The sequence below is a fragment of the Dankookia rubra genome (genome assembly GCF_004355005.1).
GTDB classification, from domain to species: Bacteria; Pseudomonadota; Alphaproteobacteria; order Acetobacterales; family Acetobacteraceae; genus Paracraurococcus; species Paracraurococcus ruber_A.
Map to the genome: position 1 here is coordinate 1 of NZ_SMSJ01000006.1, position 25,847 is coordinate 25,847.

At 73.2% G+C, this 25,847-nt stretch carries 27 protein-coding genes and 2 pseudogenes; 16 read left to right on the forward strand and 13 right to left on the reverse strand.

What is annotated here, in order from left to right:
* Positions 1-98: 98 nt before the first annotated feature.
* The 5 genes and pseudogenes from E2C06_RS41035 to E2C06_RS06975 all read left to right on the forward strand — a co-directional run.
* Positions 99-213: pseudogene (locus tag E2C06_RS41035) on the forward strand (transposase); the annotation flags it as partial.
* Between the two features lie 698 nt (positions 214-911).
* Positions 912-1,409 (forward strand): hypothetical protein, encoded by a 498-nt coding sequence (locus E2C06_RS06960; protein WP_133287879.1) that lies wholly within the window; start codon positions 912-914, stop codon positions 1,407-1,409.
* Between the two features lie 27 nt (positions 1,410-1,436).
* Entirely contained in the window at positions 1,437-2,072 is a 636-nt protein-coding gene (locus tag E2C06_RS06965; RefSeq protein WP_133287880.1) for a hypothetical protein, read from the forward strand.
* A gap of 53 nt (positions 2,073-2,125) precedes the next feature.
* Positions 2,126-2,905 (forward strand): DsbA family protein, encoded by a 780-nt coding sequence (locus E2C06_RS06970; RefSeq protein ID WP_133287881.1) that lies wholly within the window; start codon positions 2,126-2,128, stop codon positions 2,903-2,905.
* 87 nt (positions 2,906-2,992) lie between these two features.
* Positions 2,993-3,241, forward strand: a complete 249-nt coding sequence (locus tag E2C06_RS06975; protein WP_133287882.1) for a hypothetical protein — start codon at positions 2,993-2,995, stop codon at positions 3,239-3,241.
* 153 nt (positions 3,242-3,394) lie between these two features.
* On the opposite strand, the gene E2C06_RS06980 is transcribed toward E2C06_RS06975, so the two are convergent.
* Positions 3,395-4,381, reverse strand: a complete 987-nt coding sequence (locus tag E2C06_RS06980) for a Bug family tripartite tricarboxylate transporter substrate binding protein (RefSeq protein WP_133287883.1) — start codon at positions 4,379-4,381, stop codon at positions 3,395-3,397.
* Between E2C06_RS06980 and E2C06_RS06985 the strand changes: the two genes are divergently transcribed.
* On the forward strand, positions 4,380-4,835 hold the full coding sequence (locus E2C06_RS06985) for a hypothetical protein (protein WP_133287884.1): 456 nt from the start codon (positions 4,380-4,382) through the stop codon (positions 4,833-4,835). The two genes, E2C06_RS06980 and E2C06_RS06985, sit on opposite strands and share 2 nt — an antisense overlap.
* Before the next feature lie 50 nt (positions 4,836-4,885).
* On the opposite strand, the gene E2C06_RS06990 is transcribed toward E2C06_RS06985, so the two are convergent.
* Positions 4,886-5,329: a nucleoside deaminase gene (locus E2C06_RS06990; protein ID WP_193560432.1), complete on the reverse strand. Its 444-nt coding sequence runs from the start codon at positions 5,327-5,329 to the stop codon at positions 4,886-4,888.
* A 46-nt stretch (positions 5,330-5,375) separates the two neighbouring features.
* On the opposite strand from E2C06_RS06990, the gene E2C06_RS06995 reads away from it, so the two are divergent.
* The 6 genes and pseudogenes from E2C06_RS06995 to E2C06_RS07015 all read left to right on the forward strand — a co-directional run bounded on the left by E2C06_RS06995 (position 5,376) and on the right by E2C06_RS07015 (position 13,415).
* Positions 5,376-6,095 (forward strand): gamma-glutamyl-gamma-aminobutyrate hydrolase family protein, encoded by a 720-nt coding sequence (locus E2C06_RS06995; RefSeq protein ID WP_133287885.1) that lies wholly within the window; start codon positions 5,376-5,378, stop codon positions 6,093-6,095.
* Positions 6,088-6,885, forward strand: a pseudogene (locus E2C06_RS38625) (pseudouridine synthase); the annotation flags it as partial. The gene E2C06_RS06995 and the pseudogene E2C06_RS38625, both read left to right, overlap by 8 nt.
* 138 nt (positions 6,886-7,023) lie before the next feature.
* Entirely contained in the window at positions 7,024-7,593 is a 570-nt protein-coding gene (gene rsmD, locus E2C06_RS38630; protein ID WP_165982272.1) for a 16S rRNA (guanine(966)-N(2))-methyltransferase RsmD, read from the forward strand.
* Positions 7,590-8,747: a glycosyltransferase gene (locus E2C06_RS07005; protein WP_133287887.1), complete on the forward strand. Its 1,158-nt coding sequence runs from the start codon at positions 7,590-7,592 to the stop codon at positions 8,745-8,747. Before rsmD ends, E2C06_RS07005 begins: the two co-directional genes overlap by 4 nt.
* Positions 8,740-11,436 carry a glycosyltransferase gene (locus E2C06_RS07010; protein WP_133287888.1) on the forward strand — a complete coding sequence of 899 codons (2,697 nt, stop codon included), beginning with the start codon at positions 8,740-8,742 and terminating at the stop codon, positions 11,434-11,436. Before E2C06_RS07005 ends, E2C06_RS07010 begins: the two co-directional genes overlap by 8 nt.
* Complete coding sequence (locus E2C06_RS07015) at positions 11,433-13,415, forward strand: DUF6212 domain-containing protein (protein WP_133287889.1); 1,983 nt, start codon at positions 11,433-11,435, stop codon at positions 13,413-13,415. The genes E2C06_RS07010 and E2C06_RS07015 overlap by 4 nt, the downstream gene beginning before the upstream one ends.
* Before the next feature lie 115 nt (positions 13,416-13,530).
* On the opposite strand, the gene E2C06_RS07020 is transcribed toward E2C06_RS07015, so the two are convergent.
* From E2C06_RS07020 to bdcA, 6 genes are all read right to left on the reverse strand, one after another.
* A complete protein-coding gene (locus E2C06_RS07020; RefSeq protein ID WP_133287890.1) occupies positions 13,531-14,295 on the reverse strand; it encodes a sensor histidine kinase in 765 nt (254 codons plus the stop codon).
* A 49-nt stretch (positions 14,296-14,344) separates the two neighbouring features.
* On the reverse strand, positions 14,345-14,650 hold the full coding sequence (gene rpmB / locus E2C06_RS07025) for a 50S ribosomal protein L28 (RefSeq protein ID WP_133287891.1): 306 nt from the start codon (positions 14,648-14,650) through the stop codon (positions 14,345-14,347).
* Positions 14,651-14,772: 122 nt separating this feature from the next.
* The gene (locus tag E2C06_RS07030) at positions 14,773-15,042 is read right to left on the reverse strand and encodes a hypothetical protein (protein ID WP_133287892.1); all 270 of its coding nucleotides are present in this window, start codon (positions 15,040-15,042) and stop codon (positions 14,773-14,775) included.
* A 110-nt stretch (positions 15,043-15,152) separates the two neighbouring features.
* Positions 15,153-17,057, reverse strand: coding sequence for an ABCB family ABC transporter ATP-binding protein/permease (locus E2C06_RS07035; RefSeq protein WP_133287893.1), 1,905 nt, complete (start codon positions 17,055-17,057; stop codon positions 15,153-15,155).
* A 243-nt stretch (positions 17,058-17,300) separates the two neighbouring features.
* Positions 17,301-17,699 carry a nuclear transport factor 2 family protein gene (locus E2C06_RS07040; RefSeq protein WP_133287894.1) on the reverse strand — a complete coding sequence of 133 codons (399 nt, stop codon included), beginning with the start codon at positions 17,697-17,699 and terminating at the stop codon, positions 17,301-17,303.
* A gap of 201 nt (positions 17,700-17,900) precedes the next feature.
* Complete coding sequence (gene bdcA, locus E2C06_RS07045) at positions 17,901-18,614, reverse strand: SDR family oxidoreductase (protein WP_133287895.1); 714 nt, start codon at positions 18,612-18,614, stop codon at positions 17,901-17,903.
* 72 nt (positions 18,615-18,686) lie between these two features.
* Between bdcA and E2C06_RS07050 the strand changes: the two genes are divergently transcribed.
* The gene (locus E2C06_RS07050) at positions 18,687-19,280 is read left to right on the forward strand and encodes a TetR/AcrR family transcriptional regulator (RefSeq protein WP_133287896.1); all 594 of its coding nucleotides are present in this window, start codon (positions 18,687-18,689) and stop codon (positions 19,278-19,280) included.
* 97 nt (positions 19,281-19,377) lie between these two features.
* Here E2C06_RS07050 and E2C06_RS07055 read toward each other — a convergent pair whose 3' ends face one another.
* Entirely contained in the window at positions 19,378-20,319 is a 942-nt protein-coding gene (locus E2C06_RS07055) for an MYG1 family protein (protein ID WP_133287897.1), read from the reverse strand.
* 359 nt (positions 20,320-20,678) lie between these two features.
* On the opposite strand from E2C06_RS07055, the gene E2C06_RS07060 reads away from it, so the two are divergent.
* On the forward strand, positions 20,679-21,533 hold the full coding sequence (locus E2C06_RS07060; RefSeq protein ID WP_133287898.1) for an NUDIX hydrolase: 855 nt from the start codon (positions 20,679-20,681) through the stop codon (positions 21,531-21,533).
* A 5-nt stretch (positions 21,534-21,538) separates the two neighbouring features.
* On the opposite strand, the gene E2C06_RS07065 is transcribed toward E2C06_RS07060, so the two are convergent.
* From E2C06_RS07065 to E2C06_RS07080, 4 genes are all read right to left on the reverse strand, one after another.
* On the reverse strand, positions 21,539-21,913 hold the full coding sequence (locus tag E2C06_RS07065) for a hypothetical protein (RefSeq protein WP_133287899.1): 375 nt from the start codon (positions 21,911-21,913) through the stop codon (positions 21,539-21,541).
* Positions 21,914-22,003: 90 nt separating this feature from the next.
* Entirely contained in the window at positions 22,004-23,125 is a 1,122-nt protein-coding gene (locus tag E2C06_RS07070; RefSeq protein ID WP_241671158.1) for an alpha/beta fold hydrolase, read from the reverse strand.
* Between the two features lie 18 nt (positions 23,126-23,143).
* A complete protein-coding gene (locus E2C06_RS07075) occupies positions 23,144-23,932 on the reverse strand; it encodes an aldolase (protein WP_133287900.1) in 789 nt (262 codons plus the stop codon).
* A 34-nt stretch (positions 23,933-23,966) separates the two neighbouring features.
* Positions 23,967-24,233 (reverse strand): hypothetical protein, encoded by a 267-nt coding sequence (locus E2C06_RS07080; protein WP_133287901.1) that lies wholly within the window; start codon positions 24,231-24,233, stop codon positions 23,967-23,969.
* A gap of 79 nt (positions 24,234-24,312) precedes the next feature.
* Between E2C06_RS07080 and E2C06_RS07085 the strand changes: the two genes are divergently transcribed.
* Both E2C06_RS07085 and E2C06_RS07090 read left to right on the forward strand, forming a co-directional pair.
* Positions 24,313-24,921, forward strand: a complete 609-nt coding sequence (locus E2C06_RS07085) for a VOC family protein (protein WP_133287902.1) — start codon at positions 24,313-24,315, stop codon at positions 24,919-24,921.
* Positions 24,854-25,705, forward strand: a complete 852-nt coding sequence (locus tag E2C06_RS07090; protein ID WP_165982259.1) for a methyltransferase domain-containing protein — start codon at positions 24,854-24,856, stop codon at positions 25,703-25,705. Before E2C06_RS07085 ends, E2C06_RS07090 begins: the two co-directional genes overlap by 68 nt.
* Positions 25,706-25,847: the final 142 nt, after the last annotated feature.

The window sequence follows — 25,847 nt, forward strand, 5'->3', positions numbered from 1 at the left end:
CGGTCTGGTATCTCTGCAGCGGCCTCTCGAAGCCCTTCTTCGCCGAACTGCTCGCCACCTTCGCCCGTGAGACCTGCGCCGGCCGCGAGCGCAGCATCATCCTCGTGCTCGACAATGCCGGCTGGCATGGACCAAAGGGCCTGGTCGTTCCCGAGGGGATCAGCCTCGTCTTCCTGCCGCCCTACTCGCCCGAACTCCAGCCCGCCGAGCATCTCTGGCCGCTGGTGGATGAGCCGATCGTCAATCGGCACATCGCCTCGCTCGACGAACTCAGCACCACCATCGCCGCGCGCTGTCGTCAGCTCGATCCGGCTACCCTCCAGCCGCACACCGACTTCCACTGGTGGCCCAGGCCGGTTCAGCCGAGCTGATCACCCGGAGACGGTATCAGTGTGCAGGATCGTATAATGAAACTTTTATTGTTTCATGCTCTCATAGGCCACTATTTGGTTAATGTCGGTCGATCATTTCTCTGCATGGATGAATGATTGGTGGATCAGATGTTAGGTCATTGACTCCGCAAAAAAGGTTGGGTCCAATATCCCCGGTTCCCAGCGCGTAAAGCGTGCTTCCTGTTTGGAGTCTGGCATTATGATTCCACTTCTCTTATTTGTCGGATCTTCATTCGAGAGCCGCGCCTGACTATCGTATTGCTGCCGGATGCTGCATCTATGCGATCGAATTCATGCATTTCGGCGGCGGATCTCGGTGCGCGCTCTTCCGGGTCACGGTCGTTTCCTGAATGCCGATTCCGCGGTGGACAGGTCGGGGTGCTTGCGTGACCGGTGCCGTCCGATGGGGGCGGCCTGCGGCATCCCGCCATCCATGGCGACCGCGTGGGCATGGGAACCCTCTCGAGCGGAAGCCGCGCTGCGGCTTCGGCCCAAACGCCGGAACAAGGAGACGACCCTATGCTGCGTGGATCGCAAGGCAATGCCCTGGCATTCGCAACGCTCGCTGCCCTGCTCGCCTGCGTGGCACCTGCCGTGGCGACGGCGCGTTCGAGCCCGCAGGACGACGACGTGGTGCTGCCAGGCGTTTCCAACCTCGATGAATGCGGTGGCAACGTACCGTCCTGCAGCACGGTCAGGACGCCCGTGATCACCGTCAAGGCCGGACAGCAGCAGCGCGTCAAGGTCCTGTGTGGCAGTGATACCTTCTTCTGGAACTGGACGGCGCAGGGCAGCCCGTTGCTCTCCATAGTTCTCTGGTCCCAGTTCACACCCACCGCAGTACCGGTGCGGGACGCGCAGAACCGTCCAATCGGAGCGGTCTTTCTGATGGACGAGCAAACCGGCAGCCGAGACGGGAAGGGCCGGATCTCGATCGGCTGCTCGCCCGAGGACCCGACCGGCAGCCTTCTGACGCAGCGAACCCATATCACCAGCAATCCCAGGCGGTACCGTTAGGCCGTGGCGCTCTCCAGGAGGGAAGCGATGGACATGACCACGAACGAGGAATCGGTCTTCGCCGGAACGCCGGGTGCCGGCACGCGTCCGCCTGCGGCAGGCAAGGGCAGGGCGCGGATGGCCGTCGCGGTCGCCTTGGTCATGCTGACCTGGACCGCGGCTCCGCGTGCTCAGACGGTCCTGGGCGCACCGAGTAACCCATGCGACGGCAGCCAGGCCCCGAGCTGCCAGCAAGCGGTGATTTCCGGCGCGCTCGGCCCCGACAAATCCGAGTACATGGCTGCCTATTGCCCCGCCAGCGCACCCTATTGGTGGAGCCATTGGACGCATTCCGCGACGCACACCACCTCATTCACGCCCAATCCCATCGGCGACAGCGGTCTCGGCAAGGCCGATTTTCTCCTGACGAATTGGAATCCGGCGGACACCTCGCATTGGTCGATCGCCATCGATTGCTCCCCGATCAGCCCGAACGGGACCTGCACCGGCCCCACGCGCGAGGTGAGCGATCCTGGCTGCCCGGAAAGCGACCCGCAGCAGGTCTGCGACGGCAGCGACAACTGCTACAACGAATGGAACGAGACCTGCATCAACGGGACCACCGTCACGAATTACTTCTGCTCCCAGGTCCTGTTCGTGACGACATGCTTCACGTGCAACTGAGTGCCGCCCTGTCCCGCACCGGCCGGACGCGCTGAGCGAAGGGGGCACCGGCGATGGCGCGGCGTCGCATCGGCTTCGCACTCCTGCTTCTGCTGGCGGCGTTTGGCCAAGTGCGGCCAGGACGTGCCGCCGAGGCAGCGGACGGCGGCGAGGCCATCCCGCCGCTCTCGCGGCAACAGATCGAGCAGATCGTGCGCGACTTCCTCCTGCGCGAGCCTGACATCCTGTTCCAGGCGGCGCAGATCCATGAACAACGGCGGAAGAACCGGCCGGCCGCCGAACTCCGCGGAACGATCGCCGATGCCCGCGCCGCCCTGACCGATGCCCGGGCGCCGTCAATTGGCGCGCCGGCACCGAAGGTGACGCTGGTCGAATTCTTCGACTTTCGCTGCGTTTATTGCCGCCGCATGGCCGCGATGCTGGAGCAGATCGTCCAGGAGAACGACGACATAAGGGTGGTGTTCAAGGACCTGCCGATCCTCGGGCCGGTCTCGACCACGGCGTCGCAGGCGGCCCTTGCCGCGCGGCTGCAGCAGCCCGACCGGTACCACGTTTTCCACCAGGCCATGATGCGCGCCAACGATCTCTCCGGGGCACGCATCCTCGGCATTGCCGGAGAGCTTGGCCTCGACCTGGACCGGCTGCGCCGCGACATGGCAGGCCCGGAGGTAAGGAACGAGCTGGACGCCAACGGTGCGCTTGCGAAAGCCCTCGGCATTGCCGGGACCCCTGCCTTCATCCTGGGTGAGAGCTTGATACCCTCCTCCCTGTCGAAGCCGGACCTCCTGCGGCGGATCGAGGAGGTCCGCCGGGCGTGTGAGACAACCTGCTGAGGCGCTGCCCGCGACGGCGCCAGGGCCGCGCGGCGGCATGCCTGGCCTGTTGTTTGCTTGTGCCGGGCCGCATCCGGAGCATGGCCCATGTCCGACCGACACCGCCTGCCACCGCTGCGCGCGCCAGCGTCGCCGCCGCCGGGCATCGGCCACAATGGCGGCCCGCCGCTCGACCCGGACGAGACCGGGCGGCTGCACCTCTGGCGCCGCGCTAGCAAGCGCGCCTGGAAAGCGCCGCGGGAGGTGGCGCTGAGCCGCCTGGCCCGGGCGGAGAAACTCGGGATGAGCTACCGGGAGTACACGCTGGAGATCCTTGAGCGTGGCAAGTACCTGTAGGTCGGGGAGGGACAAGTATTCTCTACCCGACCCCCTCCCTTCCCTTTTGTGAGTCAGGCAGCCGTCGCGCAGCGAGTGCCGACTCATAGAAACCGATCAGGAGGTCCGGAGGAGAATACATTCTCCCCCGGCCTTGCTTCCTTCCGACCGGGACTACCCCTCGATCCGGATCCCCGTCAGCTCCACCAGCGCCCGCCACCGCGCCACCTCCGCCTGCTGGAAGGCGGCGAATTCCGCCGCTGGCAGCGGTGCCGGGGTGAAGCCGAGCCCGGCCAGCTTCGCCGCCATCTCCGGCTCGGCCAGGATGCGCGGCAGGGCGTCGGACAGCCGGGCGATGATCGTCCCGGGCGTCCGCGCCGGCGCCCAGAGGCCGAACCAGGCATCGACGGCCATGAAGGGCGCGCCCGCCTCGGCGAAGGTCGGGACCTCGGGCAGCTCGGCAAGCCGGGCCGCGGCGCCGATGCCCAAAGCACGCAGCCGGCCATCCTTCACCAGCGTCACCACCTGCGGCCAGGTGGAGACGAAGAAGTCCACCGTGCCGGAGATGGTGTCCGTCACCGCCTGGGCGCCGCCGCGGTAGGGCACATGCGTCGCCTCCAGCCCCTCGCGCCGGACGAAGCTCTCGGCGATGACGTGGCTCGCCGAGCCGACGCCGGAGGAGGCATAGGTCAGCCGCCCGCCGCCCTTTCCGCGCGCCGCGAGCTCCGCCAGGGTCCGCGCCGGGGAACTGGCCGGGACCACCAGCGCGTGGTGCACCTCGGCCAGCCGGCCGATTGGGGCGAAGTCCTCGGTGGGGCGGTAGGGCAGGTCGCGCACCATCGCCGCGTTCGCCGCATGGGTCTGGTTGTTGCCGAGGGCGAGGGTGTAGCCGTCCGGTGCCGCCGTCGCCGCCGCCAGGGTGCCGACCACCGCGGCGCCGCCCGGCCGGTTCTCCACCACGAAGCCCGCGCCGGGAATCGCGACCGCCAGCCGCTCGGCCAGGGTGCGCGCGAGCACATCGGTGCTGCCGCCCGGCGGGTAGGCCAGCAGGATGCGAACCGGCCGGCTCGGCCAGGCCTCCGGCACCCCCGCCGGGGCCTGGGCCCGCGCAAGCCCGGGGAGGCAGAGGGAGGCGGCGAGCAGCCGGCGGCGGGCAGTCATGGACAAGGGTTCCTCGGTCATTGCGGATGGTGGGTGCGGGCTTCTAGCCCAGGACGGGCGGGACGTCGCCCAGGGCGCGAAGATGCTGCGCGACAGCCATCACAGCCATGTGATTCAAGCCCTTGCCGGAAACGGCTCTCGGGTAACATTCGGTATTGTTTCTGCCGCGATTACGCCACGGCAGTTGTGCAATACTCATGCTGCAACCGGGGATACGAGCATGTCGATCGGCGGCATGCCCCCTTTTCGGGACGAGCAGGAGGTGAGCCGCATGGACAAGCGCGCCGATCCCTGGTCCGACTTCCTGCGACGGCTGCTGCTTTCGGCCAGCCTGGCCGGGGCCGCGCTGCCCGCCGCGGCGGCCGAGGAGCCCGACCAGCCCCAGGCCGAGGTTACCGAGGCCGAACAGCCCGCGCCGCAACTCGCCGGCGTCGAGGCACGCCAGCCCGGCTGACCGCCGCGCGGCCGCCGCCGCGTTCCGCCCCGGGCCGCGGCGCCCCCGGCCTAGCGCCGCGCCGCGAAGAAGTTTCGCAGCAGGGCGGCGCAGTCCGATTCGCGGAGGCCGCCCACCACCTCCGGCACATGGTGGCAACTCGGCGCCGCATAGACCCGCGCGCCATGGTCGACCCCGCCGCCCTTCGGGTCATAGGCGCCGAACGCCACCCGCCCGATGCGGAAGAAGCTCGCGGCCTGGGCGCACATCGGGCATGGCTCCAGCGTCGCCGTCAGGGTGCAGCCGGCCAGGAACTTGTCGGCCCGCCCCGCGGCGGCGGCCCGCAGCGCCAGCATCTCGGCATGCGCGGAGGGGTCGTGGCGGGCCTCGACCTCGTTCCCCGCCCGGGCCAGCACCGCGCCGGCGGCATCGGTGACCACCGCGCCGACCGGCACCTCCCCCCGCGCGGCCGCCGCGCGGGCTTCCGCCAGGGCAAGTTCGATGGGGCTCGGCATCGCGCGAGCTTGTACCGGCACGCCGATCAGGTCTAGCAACGCCGCCATGCGCACCCGCCCCGTCATCGGCGTCACCCTGGATGCGGAGGAGCCGGGCGGCTACTCCAAGCTCCCCTGGTACGCCCTCCGCAAGAACTACTTCTCCGCCATCGCCGCCGCGGGAGGCCTGCCGGTCGCCCTGCCGCACGATGCCGACCTGGCCGAGGCCTATCTCGACGAGATCGACGGTCTGGTCATCACCGGCGGCGCCTTCGACGTGGACCCGGCGCTCTACGGCGACGGCGACACCCACCCGACGGTCACGCTGAAGGCGGGGCGGACGGATTTCGAGCTGGCGGTCACCCGCGGCGCCCTCAAGCGCGACATGCCGGTGCTCGGCATCTGCGGCGGCCAGCAGCTGCTGGCGGTGGCGCTCGGCGGCACGCTGATCCAGCACATCCCGGACACCGTGGCGAACGCGCTGGAGCACGAGCAGCCCAACCCGCGGACCGAGCCCGGCCATCCCGTCGCCATCGCGCCGGACACGCTGCTGGCCCGCGTCGTCGGCACCGACCGCATGGCGGTGAACAGCGCCCACCACCAGGCGGTCGCCACCCCCGGGACCGGTGCCGTGGTGAACGCCCTCGCCCCGGACGGGGTGGTGGAGGGCGTGGAATCCGCCTCCCACCGCTTCGCCCTCGGCGTCCAGTGGCACCCGGAATATGCCGTCGACCCGGCCGACCCGCTGATCTTCCAGGCCTTCGTCCAGGCCTGCCGCCATGGATGACCTCGACGACGACGACATCGTCGACCAGCCCGAAGCCGAGCCGACCGAGCGCGGCGAGCGCATCGCCAAGTGGCTGGCCCGGGCCGGCGTCGCCAGCCGGCGGGACGCCGAGAAGCTGATCGGCGAGCGGCGCGTGAAGCTCGAGAACAGGGTGGTGGAGACCCCCGCCACCTTCATCCAGCCCGGCGACCTGGTGACGGTCGACGGCCGCATCGTCGCCAATGCCCAGCGCAGCCGCCTCTTCCGCTACCACAAGCCGGTCGGCCTGGTGACCACCCACCGGGACGAGAAGGGCCGCCGCACGGTCTTCGAGGCACTGCCGCCCGGCCTGCCGCGCGTCGTCTCGGTCGGCCGGCTCGACCTGAATTCGGAAGGCCTGCTGCTGCTGACCAACGACGGCGAACTGGCCCGCCGGCTGGAGCTGCCGGCCAATGGCTGGCTCCGCCGCTACCGCGTCCGGGTCAACGGCTTCGTCGATGAGCGCATCCTGGCCGGGCTGGCCCAGGGCATCACCGTGGAAGGCGTGCGCTACGGCCCGATCGAGGCCGGGCTCGACAGCCGGCAGGGCGCCAATGCCTGGCTGACGGTGGCGATCCACGAGGGCAAGAACCGCGAGGTGCGCCGGGTCATGCAGCACCTGAACCTCGCGGTGTCCCGCCTCATCCGCACCGCCTATGGCCCCTTCCAGCTGGGATCGCTGACCCGCGGCAGCGTCGAGGAGGTCAATCCGAAAGTGTTACGCGACCAGCTCGGCCTGAAAACCGACACCCCGGCGCAGGAACGGCTGCGCAAGGTGAAGGCGGCCGCCCGCGCCGAACGCTTCGCCGGCGGGCCGGAGCAGGCCGGGCCGCCGGGCGGGATGGCGCCCGCCGACGCCCCACTGCCCGGCGATCCCGACAAAGGCCGCGGAATAAGGGACGGCACGGCCTTGCGGATCATCGCCGGGCAGCACCGCGGCCGGCGGCTGCTGGCCCCCGCCGGCCAGGCCACCCGGCCCACCGCCGACCGGGTGCGGCAGGCGCTGTTCGACATGCTCTGGCACGCGCCGTGGTCGCCCTTCGCCGAGGATCGGGCACGGATCGAGGCGGCCCGGGTGCTGGACGCCTTCGCCGGCACCGGCGCGCTCGGGCTCGAGGCGCTGTCGCGCGGCGCCGGCTCCGCCACCTTCCTCGAGAACGACCGCGCCGCGCTCGCCGCGCTGCGCGCCAACATCGCCGCCTGCCGGGAGGAGGCCCGCTGCCGCGTGCTGCCGGCCGATGCGACCAGGCCGCCGCGCGCCCAGGCGCCCTGCGACCTGGTCTTCCTCGACCCGCCCTACCGGGAGGGGCTGATGGAGACGGCGCTGGCCGCGCTCTCGGCCGCCGGCTGGATCGCCCCCGGCGCCCTGGTCTGCGCCGAATACGGCGTCCCCCCGGCCGCGACCCCGCCCGGCTTCACCCTGCTGGCCGACCGCGCGCATGGCCCGGCGCTGCTGCTGGTGCTGGAAGCCGCGGCGTGACCACCGGCCTCGCCCGCGCCCTCGTCGCCCTGCCGTCGATGGGGCTGGGCGGGACCGAGCGGCACACCGCCGCCCTGGCCGAGGCGCTGGCCGCGGCCGGGGTCGCGGTGACCGTGGCACTGGAGCCGGCGCTCGACCCCGGCTTCGCCGCCATGCTCGGCGGGCCGGGCGCGGTGCGGCGGCGGCCGGCGCCGCTCGGCTGGCGGCCCGGGGCCAGCGTCGAGGCCAACATGGCCCGGCAGGAAGCGGCACTGGCCGAGGCGCTCGCCGCCAGCCGCCCCGACCTCGTCATCCTGCCGCTGCCCTGGCCGAGCCATGGCCTCGGCCTGTTCCGCGGGCTGCTGGCGGCCGGGCTGCCGGCGCTGGTCATCCACCACCTGGCGCCGCGCGAGCCGGAGCCGCCGCTGCCCGAGGCGGCGCTGGCCGTGCTCGCCGGGCTGACGGCAGCGCGCTTCCGCTGGGCGGCGGTCGCCGCACCCGTCGCCGCCCGCGCCGCGGCGCTGCTCGGCCTGCCCGAAGCCGGCTTCACCGTGGTGCCGAACGGCGTCCCGGTGCCGCCGGAGGACCCGGCCGGTCGCGCCGCCGCCCGCGCCCGGCAGCGCCAGCGGCTGGGCCTGGGACTGGCGGCGAAGCTGCTGGTCTTCGCCGGCCGGCTGGAAACGCCGAAGGGCGCCGACCTGCTGCCGGAGATCGCCACCCGGCTGGAGACGGCCGCCGGCGCCACCCTGGCCGTGCTCGGCGAGGGCTCGCTGCGCGCGCCGCTCGCGGCGAGCGCGGCGGGGCGGCGCGGCGGCCCGCTACGGCTGCTCGGCCATGTCCACGACGTACCGGACTGGCTGCTGGCCGCCGATGCGCTGCTGCTGCCCTCCCGGCTCGAGGGCTGCCCGCTGGTCTTCCTCGAGGCCGCGGTGCGGCGCTGCCCGGTGGTCGCCTCGGGCGATGCGCTTGAGGCCTTCGGGGCGGCGGCGCCACGTCTCGCGGCCATCGCACCGGCCGGGGGCATCGCGCACTTGACAGATCAAGCAGCCGTGAGGTTGAACGACCCGGCTTCCGCCCGGGCCGCCGTCGATGCGGCCCATCGCACCGCCGTCGCGCTGGACGAGGCCGCCATGCTCCGCCGCTATTTCAGCCTGATCCGGGCCGCCCTTGCCTGACGCCCTGCCGGTGATCGGTAACCCCCCTGCCGCGGCGGCGCAGGATCCGGCGACGGTGGCGATCGCCGTGATCATCCCCGCCTGGGGCCAGCCGGGCCTGCTGCCGGAAGCCCTGGCCTCGGTGCTGGCGCAGCGGGGCGCGCCGCCCACAGCCGCGGTGGTGGTGGATGACGGCTGCCCCTCGCCCTCGACCGCGGCCATTGCCCTGCAATACGCCGCGGCGCATCCCGGCCGGGTCTTCCTGCTGCGGCAGCGCAACCGGGGGCTCTCGGCCGCGCGCAACACCGGGACCGACTTCGCGCTGGCGGCCTTCCCGCAGGCGCGGGCGCTGTTCTTCCTCGATGCCGACAACCGGCTGCTGCCGGATTTTCTGGCGCGGGCCTGGGCGGCGCTCGGCGCGGCGCCGCCCGGGACCGGCTGGTTCTACCCGGACATCGACGAGTTCGGCGCGGCGCAGAACTGCGCCTGCGGCGGCGACTTCTCGCTGCTGCAGCTCATCGTGCAGAACTACTGCGAGGCCGGCAGCCTGGTGCGGCGGGAGGTCTTCGCGGCCGGCCCGCGCTTCGACACCGCCACCATGAAGGCGGGCTTCGAGGACTGGGACTTCTGGCTGCAGGCCGCCCGCGCCGGCTTCCGCGGCCAGCACCTGCCGGAGGCCGGCTTCCTCTACCGCCGCCGGCCCGAGAGCATGCTCTCGGCGGCCGAGCGGCAGCGCGACCACCTGCTGCGGCTGCTGCGGGAGCGCCACGCGCCGCTGCTGGCGCCGCGCGCGCTGGCGGCGCTGGAGGCGGCCGAGGCGCCGCGCTTCGCGCTGTTCGAGGTGGACCGGCCGGGCGTCGCGCTCTTCCTCGACCCCGCGCGGGCCGAGACGGTCGAGGCGCCCGCCTTCCGCCGTCGCCTGCTGGCGGCGGCGCAGGCGCCGGGCGCGGTGCATGCGCCGGCGATCTGCCTGCTGGCCGAGGCCGAGCCGCTCGCCCTGCTGCGCGACCAGCGGCTGCTGCCGATGCTGCTGTGGTGGGCGGAGCGGCTGCTGCGCGACCACGACATGGTGGCGCTGGAGATCGTGGCGGCCGACCGGCCGGAGCTCTCCTTCGAGTTGCGCGAGGACCCGGAGGCGGCGATCGCCGGCAGCGGCATCCTGCTGCTGGGCAACGAGCGGCTGATGCGCTTCGCCGCCGACCCGCTCTCGCCGGAGGTGGCGAGCCTCGATGGCGAGGTGCCGCTGCCGCGCATCGCCCGGCTGCGCCTCGGCCTGCCCGGCCCGGTGCCGGCGGCGGGCGCCGGGGCGCTGCGGCTGCTGCAGGCGGAGATCGCCGCGCTGGCGAAGCTGCGCGCGACGAGTGCCGGCCTGCCGGGGCCCTGGCGGATCGACTGGCGCGGCAAGCGCAGCGGCATGGCGATGGAAGCCCGCGCCGCCATCGGCCTCGGCGCCACGCTGCCCGTCCTGCCGGTGGCGGGGCGGCGCGACATCGGCTTCCTGCTTCCCTTGTTTGCCTTCGCCGGCCTCGAGAAGGTGGTGATGCGCCAGGCGCAGGTGCTGCGGGCGCGCGGCTGGCGGACGCATCTGGTGGTCGCCGGCGCGCTGCGGATGGAGTGGGGGCCGGAGGTCGCCGAGAGCTTCAACAGCGTCACGCTGTTCCAGGGCCTCGGCGAGGGGCGGCTGGAATTCGACATCGGCTATTTCGGCGGCACCACCTCCCGCATGGGGACCGATCCGGCGGCGGCGGATGCGATGGGCGTGCTGGCCCACTGCGACGCGGTGATCAACACCCATGCGGCCGGCTGCCACGCGCTGGTCGCGCCGCTGCGGCGGCTCGGGGTGAAGGTCTTCGGCGCGCTGCACCTGGTGGAGCGCACGCCCTGGGGCGAGCCGCATGGCAACCCGCACATGCTGGCGGCCTACGAGCACGCCTATGACGGCGTGCTGGTGATCTCGGAGGTGCTGCGCCGCTGGTGCATCGGCCAGGGCCTGCCGCGCGACAAGCTCCTGCTGGTCCGCAACGCGCCGGGCTATGCGACGGCGCCGGCGCGGGTGGCCGAGGCGCTGGCGGCGCGCGCGACGCGGGACGGCCCGCTGCGGGTGCTCTTCCTCGGCCGGCTCGACGCGCAGAAGGGGATCGACCGGCTGGCCGCGACGATCGCCGCGACGCGCGGCCCGGACGTCGCCTGCCGCGTGGTGGGTCGCGAGGTGCTGGGCGACGGCGCCCGGCCGCTGCTGGAGGTGCCGGTCGAGCCGCCGGTGCAGGACGCGGCCGCGCTCGACGCGCTCTATGCCTGGGCCGACCTGCTGGTATTGCCGTCGCGCTTCGAGGGGGTGCCGCTGGTGATCCTCGAGGCGCAGCGCCTGGGCTGCGCCGTCGCCGCCACCGATGTCGGCGCCGTCGCCGAGATCGTGGCGGATGGCGCCGACGGCGTGCTGGTCCCCGCCGACCTGGAGGAGGCGGCGATCATCGACCGCTTCACCGGGACCATCCACCGGCTGGCCGCCGACCGCGCCGCGCTGCGGGCAATGGGCGCCGCCGCCGCATCCCGGGCCGCCGCCCTGGATTGGGAGACATGCATGCAGGACCTCCTCGCCCGGCTGGACGCGCTGGTCCCGGGCAGCGTGCCAATGCCGGTGCCGGTACCGGTGATCGAGGATGCGGCGATGCACGCGCCGGCCTGGGTCGCGCCCCGGGGACGGCCATGACCCCCGGCGTCGCCCCGGGCCGGCTCGCCGCGCTGTTCGATGGCGGGCCGAAGCTGGTCCTGCTGCCGGGCCTTGCCTCGCCCGAGGCGCTGGCGCTGCCCGGCCTCGCGCTGTGGTGCCTGGCGGAGGACGGGGTGCTGCAGCCCTTGGATGCGCCCGCCGAGGGCCCCGGCCTGCCGCTGCCCGCCGCGCCCGGCCAGGTGCTGGGGATCGTCGCGCCGGAGGCCGCCGATGCCGCCCCGCTGCTGGCCTGGTGGCGGGAGGCGGCGCCCGGGGCGGTGCCGCCGGTGATCGAGGCCGCTTCCGGCGCCGCCGCCCTGCCGGCGCTTGCCGCCCGGGCCGTCGCCGCGCTGGCCGCCAGCGCCGAGGAGGGGATGGCGGCGCAGCAGGGGCTGGTCGCGCTGCGCCAGGAGCACGAGGCGCTGCGGGTCTCCCAGGCCGCGCTGCGCCGCGCCGCCGCGCAGGTCCAGCCGCCGGCGGTGCCGCTGCTGGTCGCCTCGGCCGAGCCGTCCGCCGGCGGGCATGCGGCGGCGGCCAGGGACGGCAGGCTGGCGCTGGGCCAGGCCCTCGGGGTGAAGCTCGAAGGCCTCGCCGCCATCGCGCTGCACCTGAAGGAGGCGCTGGCGGGGCCGGAGGCCATGCTGCGCGTGCGGCTGCATGGCGCCGAGAGCGGCCGGATCGCCGGCGCCTGGGTGCTGCCCGGGCGGTCGCTGGCGGCGGGCTGGCTGACGCTCGACCTGCCGGAGCCGGTCGGGCCGCTGCGCGAGACCGCCTGGCTGGAAGTGAAGGCCGAGCTCGGCGCCTTCGACCGGCTGGCGCTCTCGCTCGGCGCCGAGCCGGTGGCGCCGGGGCATGCCGCGGCGATCGCTGGCGGCGGCGGGGATGGCCGGGCCCTGGCCTTCGGGATCTGGACGGCGATGCCCGGGCGGCGGCTGGTGCAGTCGCCCTACTGGGATGGCGAGGCGATCGGCCTGCCGGCGCCGCCGACCGGCGCCCCGGCCGAGCTGCCGCAGCAGGTCTGGAACGCCGCCCGCATCCCCGAGGGGCGGGTGGAACGCGTGGCGATCGGCAGCCAGCCGGCCCGGCTGGTGGCCTCCCTCGTGCCTGGCGAGCAGGCGCTGGTGGTGCTGCCGGGGGTGCCGCTGAACGGGCTGGACCTGCTGCAGGCCGAGCTGGCGGTCGCGCTCGGCGATGCCGCCTGGCTGGAGGCCGCGCTCTGGCTGCAGCCGGAGGGGACGACGATCGGCGCCGCGGCCGAGCTCTCCACCACCGCGCCCGGGGCGCGCTGGTCCGGCTGGCATGCCGGGGTCTTCGCCGATGGCACCTGCCGGCTGGCGCTCGCCCTGCCGCCCGACCCGCCGCGGCGGGCGGTGGTGGCGCTGGTGCTCCGCAATGCCGGGACGGGCCCGGCGGAGGTGCTGCGGGTGGAGATCGCCCGGCTTTTCGGCACCCGCGCGGTGCAGCCGCCGCCGGAGGCCGCGCGGCGCGAGCCGCCGCCGCTGCGGATCCTGCCCGGCACCCTGGCCGAGGCGCCGGTCGCCGCCGCGGTGCGGCTGCTGGAGCGGTACCTGGTGCCGGGCGGCAGCTACCGACATATCGACCTGCTGATGGAGGGCGTCCGCGCCGGCGGGCATGCCTGGCCGCGGCTGCGCTGCAAGCTGGCGGTGAACGGCGCGGTGCCGGTGCTGGAATTCCGCCAGCGGCCCGACTGGCCGGTGGTCTTCGAGCACTGGCCGCAGACCCCGGCAGATGCCGCTGGCCCCTATCTGCAGCTGACCGAGGCGGTGCTGGCCGGCGGCTTCGCCGCGACGCTGGCCACCGACCGCGACCGGGCCACGCTGGCCACCGTGCTGCGGCTGCTGCCGGCCGTGGTCGCGACCGCGGCGCGGGACGCGACCACCAACCCGGAGGAATACGAGCGCTGGATCGCCAGCGCCCGGCAGTTCGCGGCGGCGGTGACGCTGGTGGAGCCGGGGTAGGGAAGCCTCTCACCCCGGCCGGTGTGTCGGCTGCCGACGCGCGGCGAGTGCCAGACCCGCAAGGAGGAAGGGTGGGGTTCGGGGGAGGGAATGCCTTTCCTTCCCTGACCTTCCTTCACGCTGCCAGCAACCTTTCCCGCGGCAGGGTCAGCCAGATCCGCCCGCCGATGCCGGGCAGGGCTTCCAGCGCCAGGCTGCCGCCATGCGCCTCGACCAGGGACCGGGCGATGGCTAGGCCGAAGCCCAGGCCCCGCGTGCCGGGCGGCGCCCCGGCGGCGAGGTCGGCGGCCGCTAGGCCGGCGCCTTCCTCCTCCACCACGATCGCCAGGGTGTCGTCCGAGAGGATGGGGCGGAGGTCGATCTGGTCGCCCTCCCGCGTCATGCGGGCGGCGCGGGCGAGGACCTGGGTGAGGGCGCCGTGCAGGGCGCGGCGGTCGGCCTGCAGCGTCAGGCCGGCGAAGTCCCCGGCGAGCCGCCAGTCCCGCCGCCCGGGGCCGAGCCGGATGGCGACCTCCGCCACCGCGTCTTCCAGCAGGGGGACCAGGGGCAGCGGCTCCGGCGCCAGCCGGCGCGGCCCGGCCTCCACCGCCAGGTATTCGGCGACGTCGTCCGACAGCCGCAGCATCTGCTGCGCCGCCGCCGCGACCGCGAGGCTCGGGTCGTCCGGCAGGGTGGCGGATTGGCTGAGCAGGGCGAGGCCCGGCCCCTGCAGTTCCTGCGCCACGAGGCCGAGGCAGCGGCCGCGGCCTTCCGCCTGGCGGCGCGCGGCATCCGCCGCGTCCTCCGCCGCGCGCAGGCGGCCGGCGAGGCGCCGGGCACGCAGCATCGACAGGGCGAGGAGCGGCGAGAGCAGGAGGCAGGCAAGAAAAAAGCCGGGCATGGGCCCGGCTTCTATCCGTCGCGGCGTTAAGAAAGCCTTATGGCGCGGCTCAGGCCGCGGCGGAGGCGGCCTTCTTGGCCTGGGCGCGAACGATGCGGCGCTTCAGGACCTGCGCTTCCTCGGGCAGCTTGCGGTTCGGCGTGCCGAGCAGGAAGGCGTCGAGGCCGCCATTGTGCTCGATCGTGCGGATGCCGTTCACCGTCAGGCGCAGCTGGATGCTGCTCGCCAGCACGTCGGAGAAGAAGGACGTCTCCTGCAGGTTGGGCAGGAAGCGGCGACGCGTCTTGTTGTTGGCGTGGCTGACGTTGTTACCCGTCAGGACGCCCTTGCCGGTGATGCCGCAGCGGCGGGCCATGATGCTAATCCCGAAAACAGCAGCGCGCGGCGGAGGCCGCCACGCGCGGGTGGTCGATGAAGGTTGCGGCGTATGGCCCGCGGCGGCGGGAGAGTCAAGCGCGGCGGGGCTATTGCCGCTTGCTACTGCTGCTGGCCGCCGCCGCCTGGCAACTGGTCGCGCATTTCCCGCAGCTCGCCGCTCTCGACCGACATCAGCGCGTTGCGCAGCACGCCGGCGATGGCGCGGTCGTCCATGGTGCGGGCCAGCAGGCCGAGCGCGCCGCCGAGCAGCGCCGAGGCGACCGAGACGGGCGCGATCTTCTGGTCGATCATGTATTCGATCGCCTTGTCCACCACCGAGCCGGCATGGCTGAGGTCATCCGGGGCCACGCCCTGGGGGTCGAGTTGCATGCAGCGCCCTCCTGTTCCGGTGCAGATAGGGCGGGCGGGGCCGGCGTGAAACCCCCGCCGGCGCAGCGCAACCCAGCGTTGCGCTGAGCGGGAGCGTCAGGCGCCGGGCCTCAGGTCGGGGCCGCCACCGCCGCGGCCCGGCCGACCCGCGGCTGGTCGAGGTCGGCGGCCACCTGGGCGGCCGCGGCGGCCTCGGCCATGGCGACCGCTTCCGACTGGCGCCGCCACATCTCGGCATAAAGGCCATCGGCGGCGATCAGCACGGCATGGGTGCCGCGCTCGGCGATGCGGCCGTCCTGCAGGACGATGATCTCGTCCGCCTCGACCACGGTCGAGAGGCGGTGGGCGATGACCAGCGTGGTGCGGTTGGCGGAGACCTGGCGCAGCGCCGCCTGGATCTCCTGCTCGGTCCGGGTGTCGAGCGCGCTGGTCGCCTCGTCCAGGATCAGGATGCGCGGGTCCTTCAGGATGGTGCGGGCGATGGCGACGCGCTGCTTCTCCCCGCCGGAAAGCTTCAGGCCGCGCTCCCCCACCATCGTCCGGTAGCCGTCGGGCAGGCGCATCACGAAGTCATGCACCTGGGCGAGCTTCGCCGCCTGGACCACCTCCTCCTCCGAGGCGCCGGGGCGGCCATAGGCGATGTTGTAGCGGATGGTGTCGTTGAACAGCACGGTGTCCTGCGGCACCACGCCGATGGCGGCGCGGAGGCTGTGCTGGGTGACCCGCTCGATCGGCTGGCCATCGACCAGGATGCGGCCGCCCGTGGTGTCGTAGAAGCGGAAGAGCAGGCGGGAGATGGTGGACTTGCCCGCCCCGGTCGGCCCGACGATCGCCAGCGTCCGGCCCGGCGGCACCGCGAAGGAGATGCCCTTGAGGATCTGCCGGTCCGGCCGGTAGGCGAAGCGGACATCCTCGAAGGCCAGCGCACCCGGGCCGGCGACCAGCGGCGTCGCCTCCGGCGCGTCGGCGACCTCCTGCGGCTCGCCCAGCAGGGTGAACATCGCTTCCGTGTCGGTCAGGCCCTGCTTGATCTCGCGGTAGGCGAAGCCGAGAATGTTCAGCGGCATGTAGAGCTGGATGAGGTAGGTGTTCACCAGCACGAAGTCGCCGACCGACATGTGCCCGGCGATGACGCCCTCCGAGGCAAGCAGCATCACCCCGGTCAGGCCGAGCGCGATGATGAAGGCCTGGCCGCTGTTCAGGGCGTTGAGCGAGGTCTCGGACCGCACATAGGCGCGCTCGTAGCGGGTCAGGCTCTCGTCGTAGCGGCGGATCTCGTGCGGCTCGTTGCCGAAGTACTTCACCGTCTCGTAGTTCAGCAGGCTGTCGATCGCCTTGGTATTGGCGTCCTGGTCGGTCTGGTTCATCTCCCGCCGGAAGCGCAGGCGCCAGTTGGTGAACATCAGGGTGAAGGCGACGTAGAGTCCGATGGTCAGCAGGGTGACCGCGGCGAAGGAGAAGTCGAACATTCCCCAGAGGATGCCGGCGACGAGGAAGATCTCGAGGATCGTCGGGATGATGTTGAAGAGCAGGAAGTTGAGCACGAAGGTGATGCCGCGCGTGCCGCGTTCGATAACGCGCGAAAGGCCGCCGGTCTGCCGGTCCATGTGGTAGCGCATCGACAGCGCGTGCAGGTGGGCGAAGACCGAAAGCGCGATGCGGCGGGCGGCGCGGGCCTGGACCTTGGCGAAGACGGCGTTGCGGAGCTCGCCGAAGGCGGAGCTCGCCATGCGCAGCAGGCCGTAGCCGATGACCAGCGCGACCGGGATGGCGAGCATCGCCGCGGCGCCGGATTTCGGCGCCAGCGCATCGACGGCGCGGGCATAGACCAGCGGGACCAGGACGTTCGCGGCCTTGGAGGCGATCAGGCAGACGACGGCGATGACGACGCGGCCGCGCAGGCCCGGCTCGTTGGCCGGCCAGAGCCAGGGCAGGAGGTTGAGCAGGGTCTGCCAGTGGCTGCGTTCGGCGGCCTGGGGGGTGGGCAAAGTGGGGGCTCTCCGGGGCGGCGGCATCCGGAGATAGGGCGGAATGGCCGATGGGGGAACGGGGCCGGGTGGCGGGTGGGGCGGCCGGCCGCCGGGGAGGCCGGGGACGTTGGCCCGCATCCGCCCCGAAGCAGGCCCGCCCGGCATCGATCGGGATGGCAGACGCGTGGCGCGGCGCGGCTCAGCGCCTCCCGCAGGCCCGCAGGCCGCCGGTATCGTCCACGGTCCGGCGCGGGGCCAGGCCGACCTGCGAGCCGGATGGAAAAGCGATCAGCGAACCGCCGGGTCGAGCAGGACCCAGAGGCGGGATATCCGCCCATCGACGACCTGCGCCGCGTCGGTGCCCGTCACGGCAACCTCCTCGCCCGGGCCGGCATGCCAGCGCAGGGTGCCGAGGCCGTGGTGGCCGACCGCCACGCCGTCCGCGTGGAAGGCGAAGCCCGGCCCGAACTGCTCCAGCAGGCGCCCCGCGACCTCGGCGATCGCCGCGCGCCCCGTCACGACCGCGGTGGGCTCGTACATCACGGGATCGGCGACGTAGAGATCCTCCATCGCCGCGGCGCGCCGCGCGGGATCGCGCTCGTTGAACACGCGCTCGAGGTTCGCGCGGAGGAGATGGCCGAAATCCGGCTCCGGCGCTCCCGGAACCGTCGGGTCGTTGGTGGACATGATCTGGCCTCGTCTCATGGATGGGGGGTTGCGCACAGGGGGGGCGGTGCCGGGACATCCGGCCGTGCCCGGTCGACCGTGCGACGGCCATGCGAGGACCCAGCGGATCGCGCGTCCTCCCGCGATCCGCTCCGGCCCCGGGACGACCCGCGCGGAGCCGGCCGGGACCGAGGGTGGCCCGGCCCCCGGCGTCGCGCCGGATCAGGCGCCGAAGCCGCCGTCGATCGTGTGCATGGCGCCGGTCACGAAGCCGGCTTCCGGCCCCGCCAGCCAGGCCACCATCCCGGCCACGTCCTCCGGCCGCCCATGCCGCTTGAAGGCCATGGCGGGGTGGACGAGGTCCTTGAACGGCCCGTCCGCCGGATTCATGTCGGTGTCGATGGGCCCGGGCTGGACCACGTTCACCGTGATTCCGCGCGGCCCGAAGTCGCGCGCCAGGCCGCGCGCCATGCCCTGCACCGCCGACTTGCTCATCGCGTAGGCCGAGATGCCCGGAAAGGCGGACCGGTCGCCGTTGACCGAGCCGATGACGATGATCCGGCCGCCCTCGGGCATCCGCCGCGCCGCCTCGACCGCCGCGTGGTAGGGCGCGGCGACGTTGATGCGGATCAGCCGGTCCACCGCGTCCGGGTCCAGGTCCAGTGGGTCGCCGAAGACGACGACGCCGGCATTCACCACCAGCACGTCGAGCGGCCCGCTGTCCCGCACCCGCGCGATCACCGCATCGCGGTCGGCGCTGTCCGTCACCACCGCCGTGCTGCCGGTCTCGCCCGCCAGCCGCTCCGCGGCGTCCTTCGAGCCGGCATAGGTAAAGGTCACCGCCGCGCCATCCGCCGCGAAGCGCCGCACGATTGCCGCCCCGATCCCGCGGCTGCCGCCGAGGACGAGCACGGACTTGCCCTGAAAACCGGCCATCAGGTTCTCCTTGAGATTCAACGTAGTGAACACTACATAAGTCTCCGGAAGGCTCCGTCAAGGCTTTTTATAGTGACTGCTACAATTTCTCCACGCCCACGCGGCCGGCCCCGCCGCTTCGACCCCGAGGCCGCGCTCGCCACCGCCCAGCGCCTGTTCCACGCCCGCGGCTACGATGGGGTGAGCGTCGCCGACCTCACCGAGGCGCTCGGCATCAAGCCGCCCAGCTTCTACGCCGCCTTCGGCAGCAAGGCCGGCCTCTACGCCCGCATCCTCGGCCGCTACAGCGCCGCCAACGGCCTGCCCCTGGCCGAGATCCTGCGTCCCGGCCGCCCCGTGGCCGAGGCGCTTGCCGCCCTGCTGGAGGAGGCCGCCCGCCGCTACGCCGCCGACCCGGCCGCCGCCGGCTGCCTGGTGATCGAGGGCGCGCGCTGCAACGACCCCGAGGCGCGGCAGGCCGCCCGCGCGCTTGCCGCCACCGCCGCGGACGCCATCCGCTGCTTCGTCGCCGCCACCCAGCCGGACGCAGCCGGGCGCCTGGCCGACTACGCCGTGACCGTGATGGCCGGCCTGTCCACCATGGCGCGGGAGGGCCACGGCCTGGACCGCCTGCTCGCCACCGCCCGCCTTGCCGGCCTTGCCCTCGCGCCTGCGCCGCAGGCCTGAGCGCCGCACCGGGCGATAGGCCGGGCGATCATCGGGACCGGCCGCGCCAGGCCTCCGCCTCGCGCGGCATGGCGCGGCCGGCAGCCGCGTCGCGGCGTCACCCCGCCATCGCCTTCCGCGCCATTGCCACCGCCCCCTCCCGCGACTTCGCCGCGCCGACGAAGCGCCGCAGATGCACGAACACGGCATCCGCCACCCCCGACGCCTCCGCCAGCGCCGCCGCGTCCAGCCCCGCCCAGGCCTCCGGCAGCGGCAGCCGCTGCTCGAAGGAGCCCGGCTCCGGCGGCATCGTGTCCACCATCCAATTGCCGTTCGAGGCGGGGGAGACGGTGAACAGCACCGGCAGCGCATGGGCGAAGACCACGTTCTTCCATGGCATGCCGCGGTCCAGCACCAGCAGCCGCGGGTCCTCGCCGGCCCGGTGCGCCGCCAGCACGCTGGCCTCGGCGGCGCGGCGCGCCCGCATCTCGTCCACCCGGCGGCGCAGCACGCCCGCGGCGAAATCCGTCGCCTCCAGGAAGGCGGCGTCGCCGGCGGTGGGGCCGCTGCCGGCCGGGTCGTCCCAGCTCGGGTTGAACTCGCCGATCAGCGTCGCCAGCCCCAGCGTGTCCCGCCGGGCATCGGCCACGCCGTTGTCGATCTCGTCGATCCGCCGCACCACGGTCGCCTCGACCTCGCCGGCGATGGCGGCGGCGAAGCCCTCCGCCCCGGCCGGCCGCAGCAGGGCGGCGACGGCCCGCTCGCCGAATTTCTGCCAGACCAGCCCGGCGGAGGAGAAGGGCGTGCCGTCCGCTCGCGTCGGGGCGCCGCGCTGGTGGTGGTCGAAGCGGTTCGCCGCCGGGTCGTAGGCGAAGCCGACATCCCAGACAATGCCGGCGGTCCCGATCAGCTCGGGCCTGCGGGTGCGGAGCAGGACGTGGTCCCGGCCGGCCTCGCCGAGGCCGAGCGCGAGGCGCAGCACCGCATAGGCGAAGACCTCGTCGCAATGGAACTTGCCGCCATGGGTCGCGAGGATGGGCAGCGGCGCGGAGCACGTCATGTGGGGGAGGATCCGATGCGGAAGGGGGCGGCGGCGCCAATCAGGCGCCGGTTCGCGGGCTGCCTAGCCCGGCTGGCCCGCCGCGTCGATGCGCCGCAGGCCGCGCCGTCCCACGGCACTTGTGAAAAGGATTATTTTCCTCTATTCTTCGTCGTTCGTTCCGACGGCGACGGAGGCAGCTTCCCCATGTCCAGGTCACTCCCGCCAGTCCGGCACCGGTCTTTCCTCATCGCGCGCCGGCGCCCCGGGGTTCCGGGGCCTTCGGCGGACGGCGACCGCCCCGGCCTTCCCGCCGCTTTGTCCGAAAACCCCCGGCCCGCCCCTTTGTCCGAATCCCGCGCCCGGCGTTCCCTGGTCCCATGAACCCCTTCCAGCGCCACATCGATGCCTGCAACGACCTGGCCTCCCCGGCCGGGCTGATCCCCTTCCGCATCGGCGCGGCGCAGGTCGGCTGGCTCGGCCCGGAGCTGGCCCGTGCCCTGACCTTCTTCCCGCGCGAGGTCCATTTCGACGCGCAGGGCGCCGCGCTCGCCAGCCGCCTCCGCAGCCCCGGCGTGCGGGCGGAGGCTCTGGCCGGCATCGCCCGCAGCCTCGCCGAGCGCGGCCATTTCACGCTGCGGGACGAGCCCTTCGACATCCGCGCGACGCCGGAGGGGCCGAGCCTCGCCACGCTCGACCGCGGCGCGCTGCCGGCCTTCGGCATCGCCGCGCAGGGGGTGCACGTGAACGGGCGGGTGATGCGGCCGGACGGGCTGCATCTCTGGATCGGCTGGCGCTCGAAGGCCAAGGCGGTGGCGCCGGGCAAGCTCGACAACCTGGTCGCCGGCGGCATTCCGGCCGGGCTGGATGCGGAGGCGACGCTGGTGAAGGAGGCGGCGGAGGAAGCGAGCCTGCCCGCCGGCCTCGCCCTGCGGGCCCGCTGGGTCGGGCGGATCTCCTACGTCATGCGGGAGGAGACGGGGATGCGGCGCGACCTGCTGCACTGCTTCGACCTCGACCTGCCCGAGGGCTTCGTGCCGAAGCCGAACGACGACGAGGTGGAGCGCTTCGAGCTCTGGCCCGCGGCGCGGGTGCTGGACGCGGTGCGGGACACGGACGACGTCAAGTTCAACGTCAACCTGGTGCTGATCGATCTTTTCCTGCGGGAGCGGCTGATCGATCCGGACGGGGCGGAGGGACGTGCCCTCCGCGCCGGGCTGCAGCAGGGGCCGTGAGGCCGCTACCAGCCATAGGCCGGGCGGTAGACCACGGCGGGCGGCGGCGCGTAGTAGGCCGGCGGCGGGGCGTAGTAGCCGACCGGCGGCGGCGCGTAGTAGGGCGCCGGGGCCGGTGGGGCGTAGTAGACCGGCGGCGGCGGCGCGGCGAAGGCGCCCGCGGCACCGAGCGCCAGCCCGCCCAGCGCCAGGCCGCCCAGGATGCCGGCGGCGATGCCGGCGCCATTGCCGCGATGGTGGTGGTAGGCGCGGGGCGGCGGGCCGCCCCAGCCGCCGCCATGGCCGCCGCCGCGGTGCCAGCCCTGCGCCTGGGCGGCGGGGGCGGCGAGCGTGGCGGCGGTGGCGAGAAGCGCAGCGGCGGCGGCAATACGGTACTTCATCTGTCGGACCCTCCTGGGTCGGTTCGGCAGATAAAACGCCCCGATCGCGCCGGGATCATGGCGGGAAGCCGGCGGATTGTGGCCCTTGCCTCAAAGACCCTTGAGGAACTCCACCAGGGCGGCGTTGACCTCGGCCGCGGCTTCCTGCTGCACCCAATGGCCGGCGGACTCGATCAGGACGGTGCCGCGCAGGTCGGGGACGCTCTGCGGCAGCGCCTCCACCGCGCGGCCGGCCCAGCCGAGCACCGGGTCGCGCCGGCCGGCGACGAAGAGGCCGGGGACCCGGATGCGGGCGCCGGCGAAGGGCGCCATGAGCTCCCAGTTCCGCTCGATGTTGCGGTACCAGTTCAGCCCGCCGCGGAAGCCGGTGCGGCGGAAGGTGTCGGCATAGAGCGCCAGCTCGGCCTCCGGCAGCCAGGCGGGCAGGGCGGGGGGCTCGACGAGGCTCGCCAGGAAGCCGCCCTCCGGCAGGTCGGGGTTCCAGCGCTGCGCTTCCGGCACGTCGCCCGAGAGGGTGTGGAAGGTGCGTCGCAGGGTGACCAGCGGGTCGCGCCGCAGCTCGTTGTCGGCGACGCCCGGTGCCTGGAAGTAGATCTGGTAGAAGCGGTGGCGGCCGGCTCGGCGCAGCATCCCGAAGGGGCTGACGGGCCCGCGCGGCGCATAGGGGACCGAGAGGCCGGCCACGGCGCGGAAGCGGTCCGGCCGCAGCAGCGCCGCGTTCCAGGCGACCGGCGCGCCCCAGTCATGCCCGGCGATCACCGCCTGGTCGAGCTGCAGCGCGTCCAGCAGCCCGACCATGTCGCCGACGAGGTGCAGGATGCTGTAGTCGGCGGCCGCGGCCGGCGCCTCGGTCCCGCCATAGCCGCGCATGTCGGGGGCGATGGCGCGGTAGCCGGCTTCGGCGAGCGCAGCCATCTGGTGGCGCCAGGAATGCCAGGCCTCGGGGAAGCCGTGGCAGAGCAGCACGGCAGGCCCTTCGCCCGCCTCCGCGACATGCAGGCGGATGCCGTTGGCCGCGACGGTCTGGTGGCGGATCTGCATGGCGGTGTTCCTGGCTGCGTGGCGGGGGCTGCCTTGCCGGTGCCGGCGATGCGCGCCCCGGGTATTCCCACCCGGGACGATCGCCAGCTTCAGCGGCTCGCGTTCGAAGGTGACCTCGGCACCGCTGCGGGGCTTCGTGTTCAGGGCGGAGGCAGGCGTCCGGGCGTCCACGCCCTCCCGCCATCCGCCTTAGCGCGCGAAGTCGGGCGCGTCCTGCGCCAGGATGCGCTTGACGCTGTCCAGGTGCAGCCGGGCGCTCTCGCGGTCGCCCTCCCGCATCTGCGCATAGGTCTTCGCCGCCAGCGCCGGCGGCACCGGCTTCAGCGGCCGGTTCATCGACATCGCCAGCCGCTGCACCTCGCAGGCGCGCTCGAGGTAGTAGAGGTCGTCCCAGGCCTCGGCGATGGTCGGGCCGAGCACCATCACGCCGTGGTTGCGCATGAAGACGATGTCGGCCTCCCCGATCGAGGCGGCGATGCGGTCGCCCTCCGCCTCGTCCAGCGCGAGGCCGGCATAGTCCTCGTCCACCACGGTGCGGCCGTAGAATTTCAGCGCGGTCTGCCCGGCCCAGGCCAGCGGCGGCCCGTCCAGCATGGTCAGCGCGGTCGCGTTCGGCATGTGGGTGTGGAAGCAGGCGCGGGCGCGCGGGACATTCTTGTGGACGCGCGCGTGGATGTAGAAGGCGGTCGCCTCCGGCACGCCCTCGCCGGCCACCACGTTGCCGTGGAAGTCGCAGACCAGCAGGCGGGAGGCGGTGATCTCGGCGAAGGCCCAGCCATAGGGGTTGACCAGGAAGAGGTCGTCGCGCCCCGGCACGACGAAGCTCAGGTGGTTGCAGATCCCCTCGTGCAGGCCGAGCTTCGCCGCCATGCGGAAGCAGGCGGCGAGGTCGATGCGCGCCTGGCTCACCGCATCCGCGTCGAGGTCGCTGTTGCGCAGGATGGCGGTCGCGGCGGCGCCGCCGAAGGCATGGGCCATGGTCGGTTCCCGATGGTGCGGCCGAAGGCTAGCCTCAGTACGGGTAGCTTCGCCATCCCTGGCGGCGGTGGCGCTGGTAGTCCCAGCGCTCGAACTGGTCCTGGGTCAGCGCGCGGCGGGTTTCCTTCGGGCCGTTCCAGAAGCGGTCGTTTGCTTCCTTCTCCCGCTGCCGGCCCCAGAAGGCATCCAGCTGGCGCTGCCGCTCGGCTGGGCTGGCGGGCGCCGGCGGGTCCTGCAGGACGGGTTGCGCCGCGGCGAGGCCCGGCAGCAGCAGCGCGGCAAGGAGGGCTCGGCGGACCATGCCCCGGCATATCGGGTGGGTCGGGGCGTCTCGCCAGGGCGTCGCTTGCGCCGTTCCGCGCGCGGCGGAAGGATGCGGCATGGCCGATGCCCCACCGCTCGCCGGCGTGCTCGAGACCGCGCTCTACGTCGACGACATGGCCCGCGCCCGCGGCTTCTACGAGACGGCGCTGGGGCTTGCGCCGATGTTCGCCGACGAGCGGCTTGCCGCCTATCCGGTCGGCGGCCGCAGCGCCCTGCTGGTCTTCCTGCGCGGCAGCACGACGGCGACGGTCCACCTGCCCGGCGGCACCATCCCGCCGCATGACGGGCAGGGCCCGGTGCATTGCGCGCTGGCCGTGGCGGCGGCCGACCTGCCGGGCTGGGAAGCGCGGCTTGCCCGGCACGGCGTCCCGGTCGAGGGGCGCACGCTCTGGCCGCGCGGCAGCACCAGCCTTTATTTCCGCGACCTCGACGGGCACCTGCTGGAACTGGCGACGCCGGGGCTTTGGCCGGTCTGGTGGCGGAGCCGGCGCCCAGGAACCGGCCGTGGAATCCCAGGAGGCGAACCGGCGGGCTTCCTCATTGACCCTGCGGATGCAGCATGCGACGTATGGTTGCCGACGAAAACATGGGTCCGTGATGCGCGCTCCTGCCACCGCCTACGAAGCCGACGTGCGGTGCAATCTCTGCGGCAGCAAGGCTCATGACGCCGTCAGCCACAATGCCGAATGGAACTGCACGCTGGTCCGGTGCGAGGGCTGCGGCCTGATGTTCTACAGCCCGCGGCTGCGGGAGGACTACACCGTCCCGACCTTCCTGAAGGGCGGCGACGCGAAGGCCGAAGCGGAGAGCATGGCCGATCGCGGCGTCTTCTTCGGCGAGACACAGGGCACGGCGGAGGAGCAGATCGCCACCCTGAAGGGCTATTTCTCGCACATCTTCCTCGAGCACCTGCGCCATTTCGCGGCGGTGAACGGCGACCGCCCGGCAAGGTCGATGTTCGAGGTCGGGACCTCCGTCGGCTGGTACATGGTCACTGCCCGCGAGATCGCCGCCCGCGACGGCGTCGCGCTGTCGACCGCCGGCTGCGACGCGAACATCTTCGCCGCCGAGGTGGCGCGGGAGCGGTTCGGGCTGGACGTGCGCGGGGAGGTCTTCTCGGACTATCCGGAGACGGCCGACCGGCTCGGTCGCTACGACCTCCTGCATGCCTTCGACTACATCGAGCACAGCTACACGCCGGCCGACGACCTTGCGAAGATGTTCCACTTCGCCGCGCCGGGCGCCGTCCTGGCGCTGAAGACCTTCCTGCACGAGCACGACCACGCCGGGTCCTATGCGCATCCGGTCTTCCACCACCACCACTTCACGGCGGACACCCTGCGGGCGGCCATCGAGAAGGCGGGGTGGCGCATCCTGGTGTTCGATGACGAGCGGGAGCGTGTCTACGCGCAGGTCACCGTCTTCGCGACCAGGGACCAGGCGGGCTGACCCGGCGCGCCGGCCCGGGATCAGGGGGCGAGGGCGGCGCCTTGCCGCGCGCGGTCCGGCCGGGCGGTCTCCGGGAATGCAGCTGGGCGCCGGATGGGCCGCGTCCGGGATGCCGGGGTGGCATCGTAAGCGCGGCGACAAT

Bases quoted from the DNA above. Each gene is read 5' to 3' on its own strand.
- E2C06_RS06960 (WP_133287879.1), top strand. From the start codon at position 912: ATGCTGCGTGGATCGCAAGGCAATGCCCTGGCATTCGCAACGCTCGCT.
- E2C06_RS06965 (WP_133287880.1), top strand. From the start codon at position 1,437: ATGGACATGACCACGAACGAGGAATCGGTCTTCGCCGGAACGCCGGGT.
- E2C06_RS06970 (WP_133287881.1), top strand. From the start codon at position 2,126: ATGGCGCGGCGTCGCATCGGCTTCGCACTCCTGCTTCTGCTGGCGGCG.
- E2C06_RS06975 (WP_133287882.1), top strand. From the start codon at position 2,993: ATGTCCGACCGACACCGCCTGCCACCGCTGCGCGCGCCAGCGTCGCCG.
- E2C06_RS06985 (WP_133287884.1), top strand. From the start codon at position 4,380: ATGGACAAGGGTTCCTCGGTCATTGCGGATGGTGGGTGCGGGCTTCTA.
- E2C06_RS06980 (WP_133287883.1), bottom strand. From the start codon at position 4,381: ATGACTGCCCGCCGCCGGCTGCTCGCCGCCTCCCTCTGCCTCCCCGGG.
- E2C06_RS06990 (WP_193560432.1), bottom strand. From the start codon at position 5,329: ATGCCGAGCCCCATCGAACTTGCCCTGGCGGAAGCCCGCGCGGCGGCC.
- E2C06_RS06995 (WP_133287885.1), top strand. From the start codon at position 5,376: ATGCGCACCCGCCCCGTCATCGGCGTCACCCTGGATGCGGAGGAGCCG.
- E2C06_RS07015 (WP_133287889.1), top strand. From the start codon at position 11,433: ATGACCCCCGGCGTCGCCCCGGGCCGGCTCGCCGCGCTGTTCGATGGC.
- E2C06_RS07020 (WP_133287890.1), bottom strand. From the start codon at position 14,295: ATGCCCGGCTTTTTTCTTGCCTGCCTCCTGCTCTCGCCGCTCCTCGCC.
- rpmB (WP_133287891.1), bottom strand. From the start codon at position 14,650: ATGGCCCGCCGCTGCGGCATCACCGGCAAGGGCGTCCTGACGGGTAAC.
- E2C06_RS07030 (WP_133287892.1), bottom strand. From the start codon at position 15,042: ATGCAACTCGACCCCCAGGGCGTGGCCCCGGATGACCTCAGCCATGCC.
- E2C06_RS07035 (WP_133287893.1), bottom strand. From the start codon at position 17,057: ATGCCGCCGCCCCGGAGAGCCCCCACTTTGCCCACCCCCCAGGCCGCC.
- E2C06_RS07040 (WP_133287894.1), bottom strand. From the start codon at position 17,699: ATGTCCACCAACGACCCGACGGTTCCGGGAGCGCCGGAGCCGGATTTC.
- bdcA (WP_133287895.1), bottom strand. From the start codon at position 18,614: ATGGCCGGTTTTCAGGGCAAGTCCGTGCTCGTCCTCGGCGGCAGCCGC.
- E2C06_RS07055 (WP_133287897.1), bottom strand. From the start codon at position 20,319: ATGACGTGCTCCGCGCCGCTGCCCATCCTCGCGACCCATGGCGGCAAG.
- E2C06_RS07060 (WP_133287898.1), top strand. From the start codon at position 20,679: ATGAACCCCTTCCAGCGCCACATCGATGCCTGCAACGACCTGGCCTCC.
- E2C06_RS07065 (WP_133287899.1), bottom strand. From the start codon at position 21,913: ATGAAGTACCGTATTGCCGCCGCCGCTGCGCTTCTCGCCACCGCCGCC.
- E2C06_RS07075 (WP_133287900.1), bottom strand. From the start codon at position 23,932: ATGGCCCATGCCTTCGGCGGCGCCGCCGCGACCGCCATCCTGCGCAAC.
- E2C06_RS07080 (WP_133287901.1), bottom strand. From the start codon at position 24,233: ATGGTCCGCCGAGCCCTCCTTGCCGCGCTGCTGCTGCCGGGCCTCGCC.
- E2C06_RS07085 (WP_133287902.1), top strand. From the start codon at position 24,313: ATGGCCGATGCCCCACCGCTCGCCGGCGTGCTCGAGACCGCGCTCTAC.
- E2C06_RS07090 (WP_165982259.1), top strand. From the start codon at position 24,854: ATGCGCGCTCCTGCCACCGCCTACGAAGCCGACGTGCGGTGCAATCTC.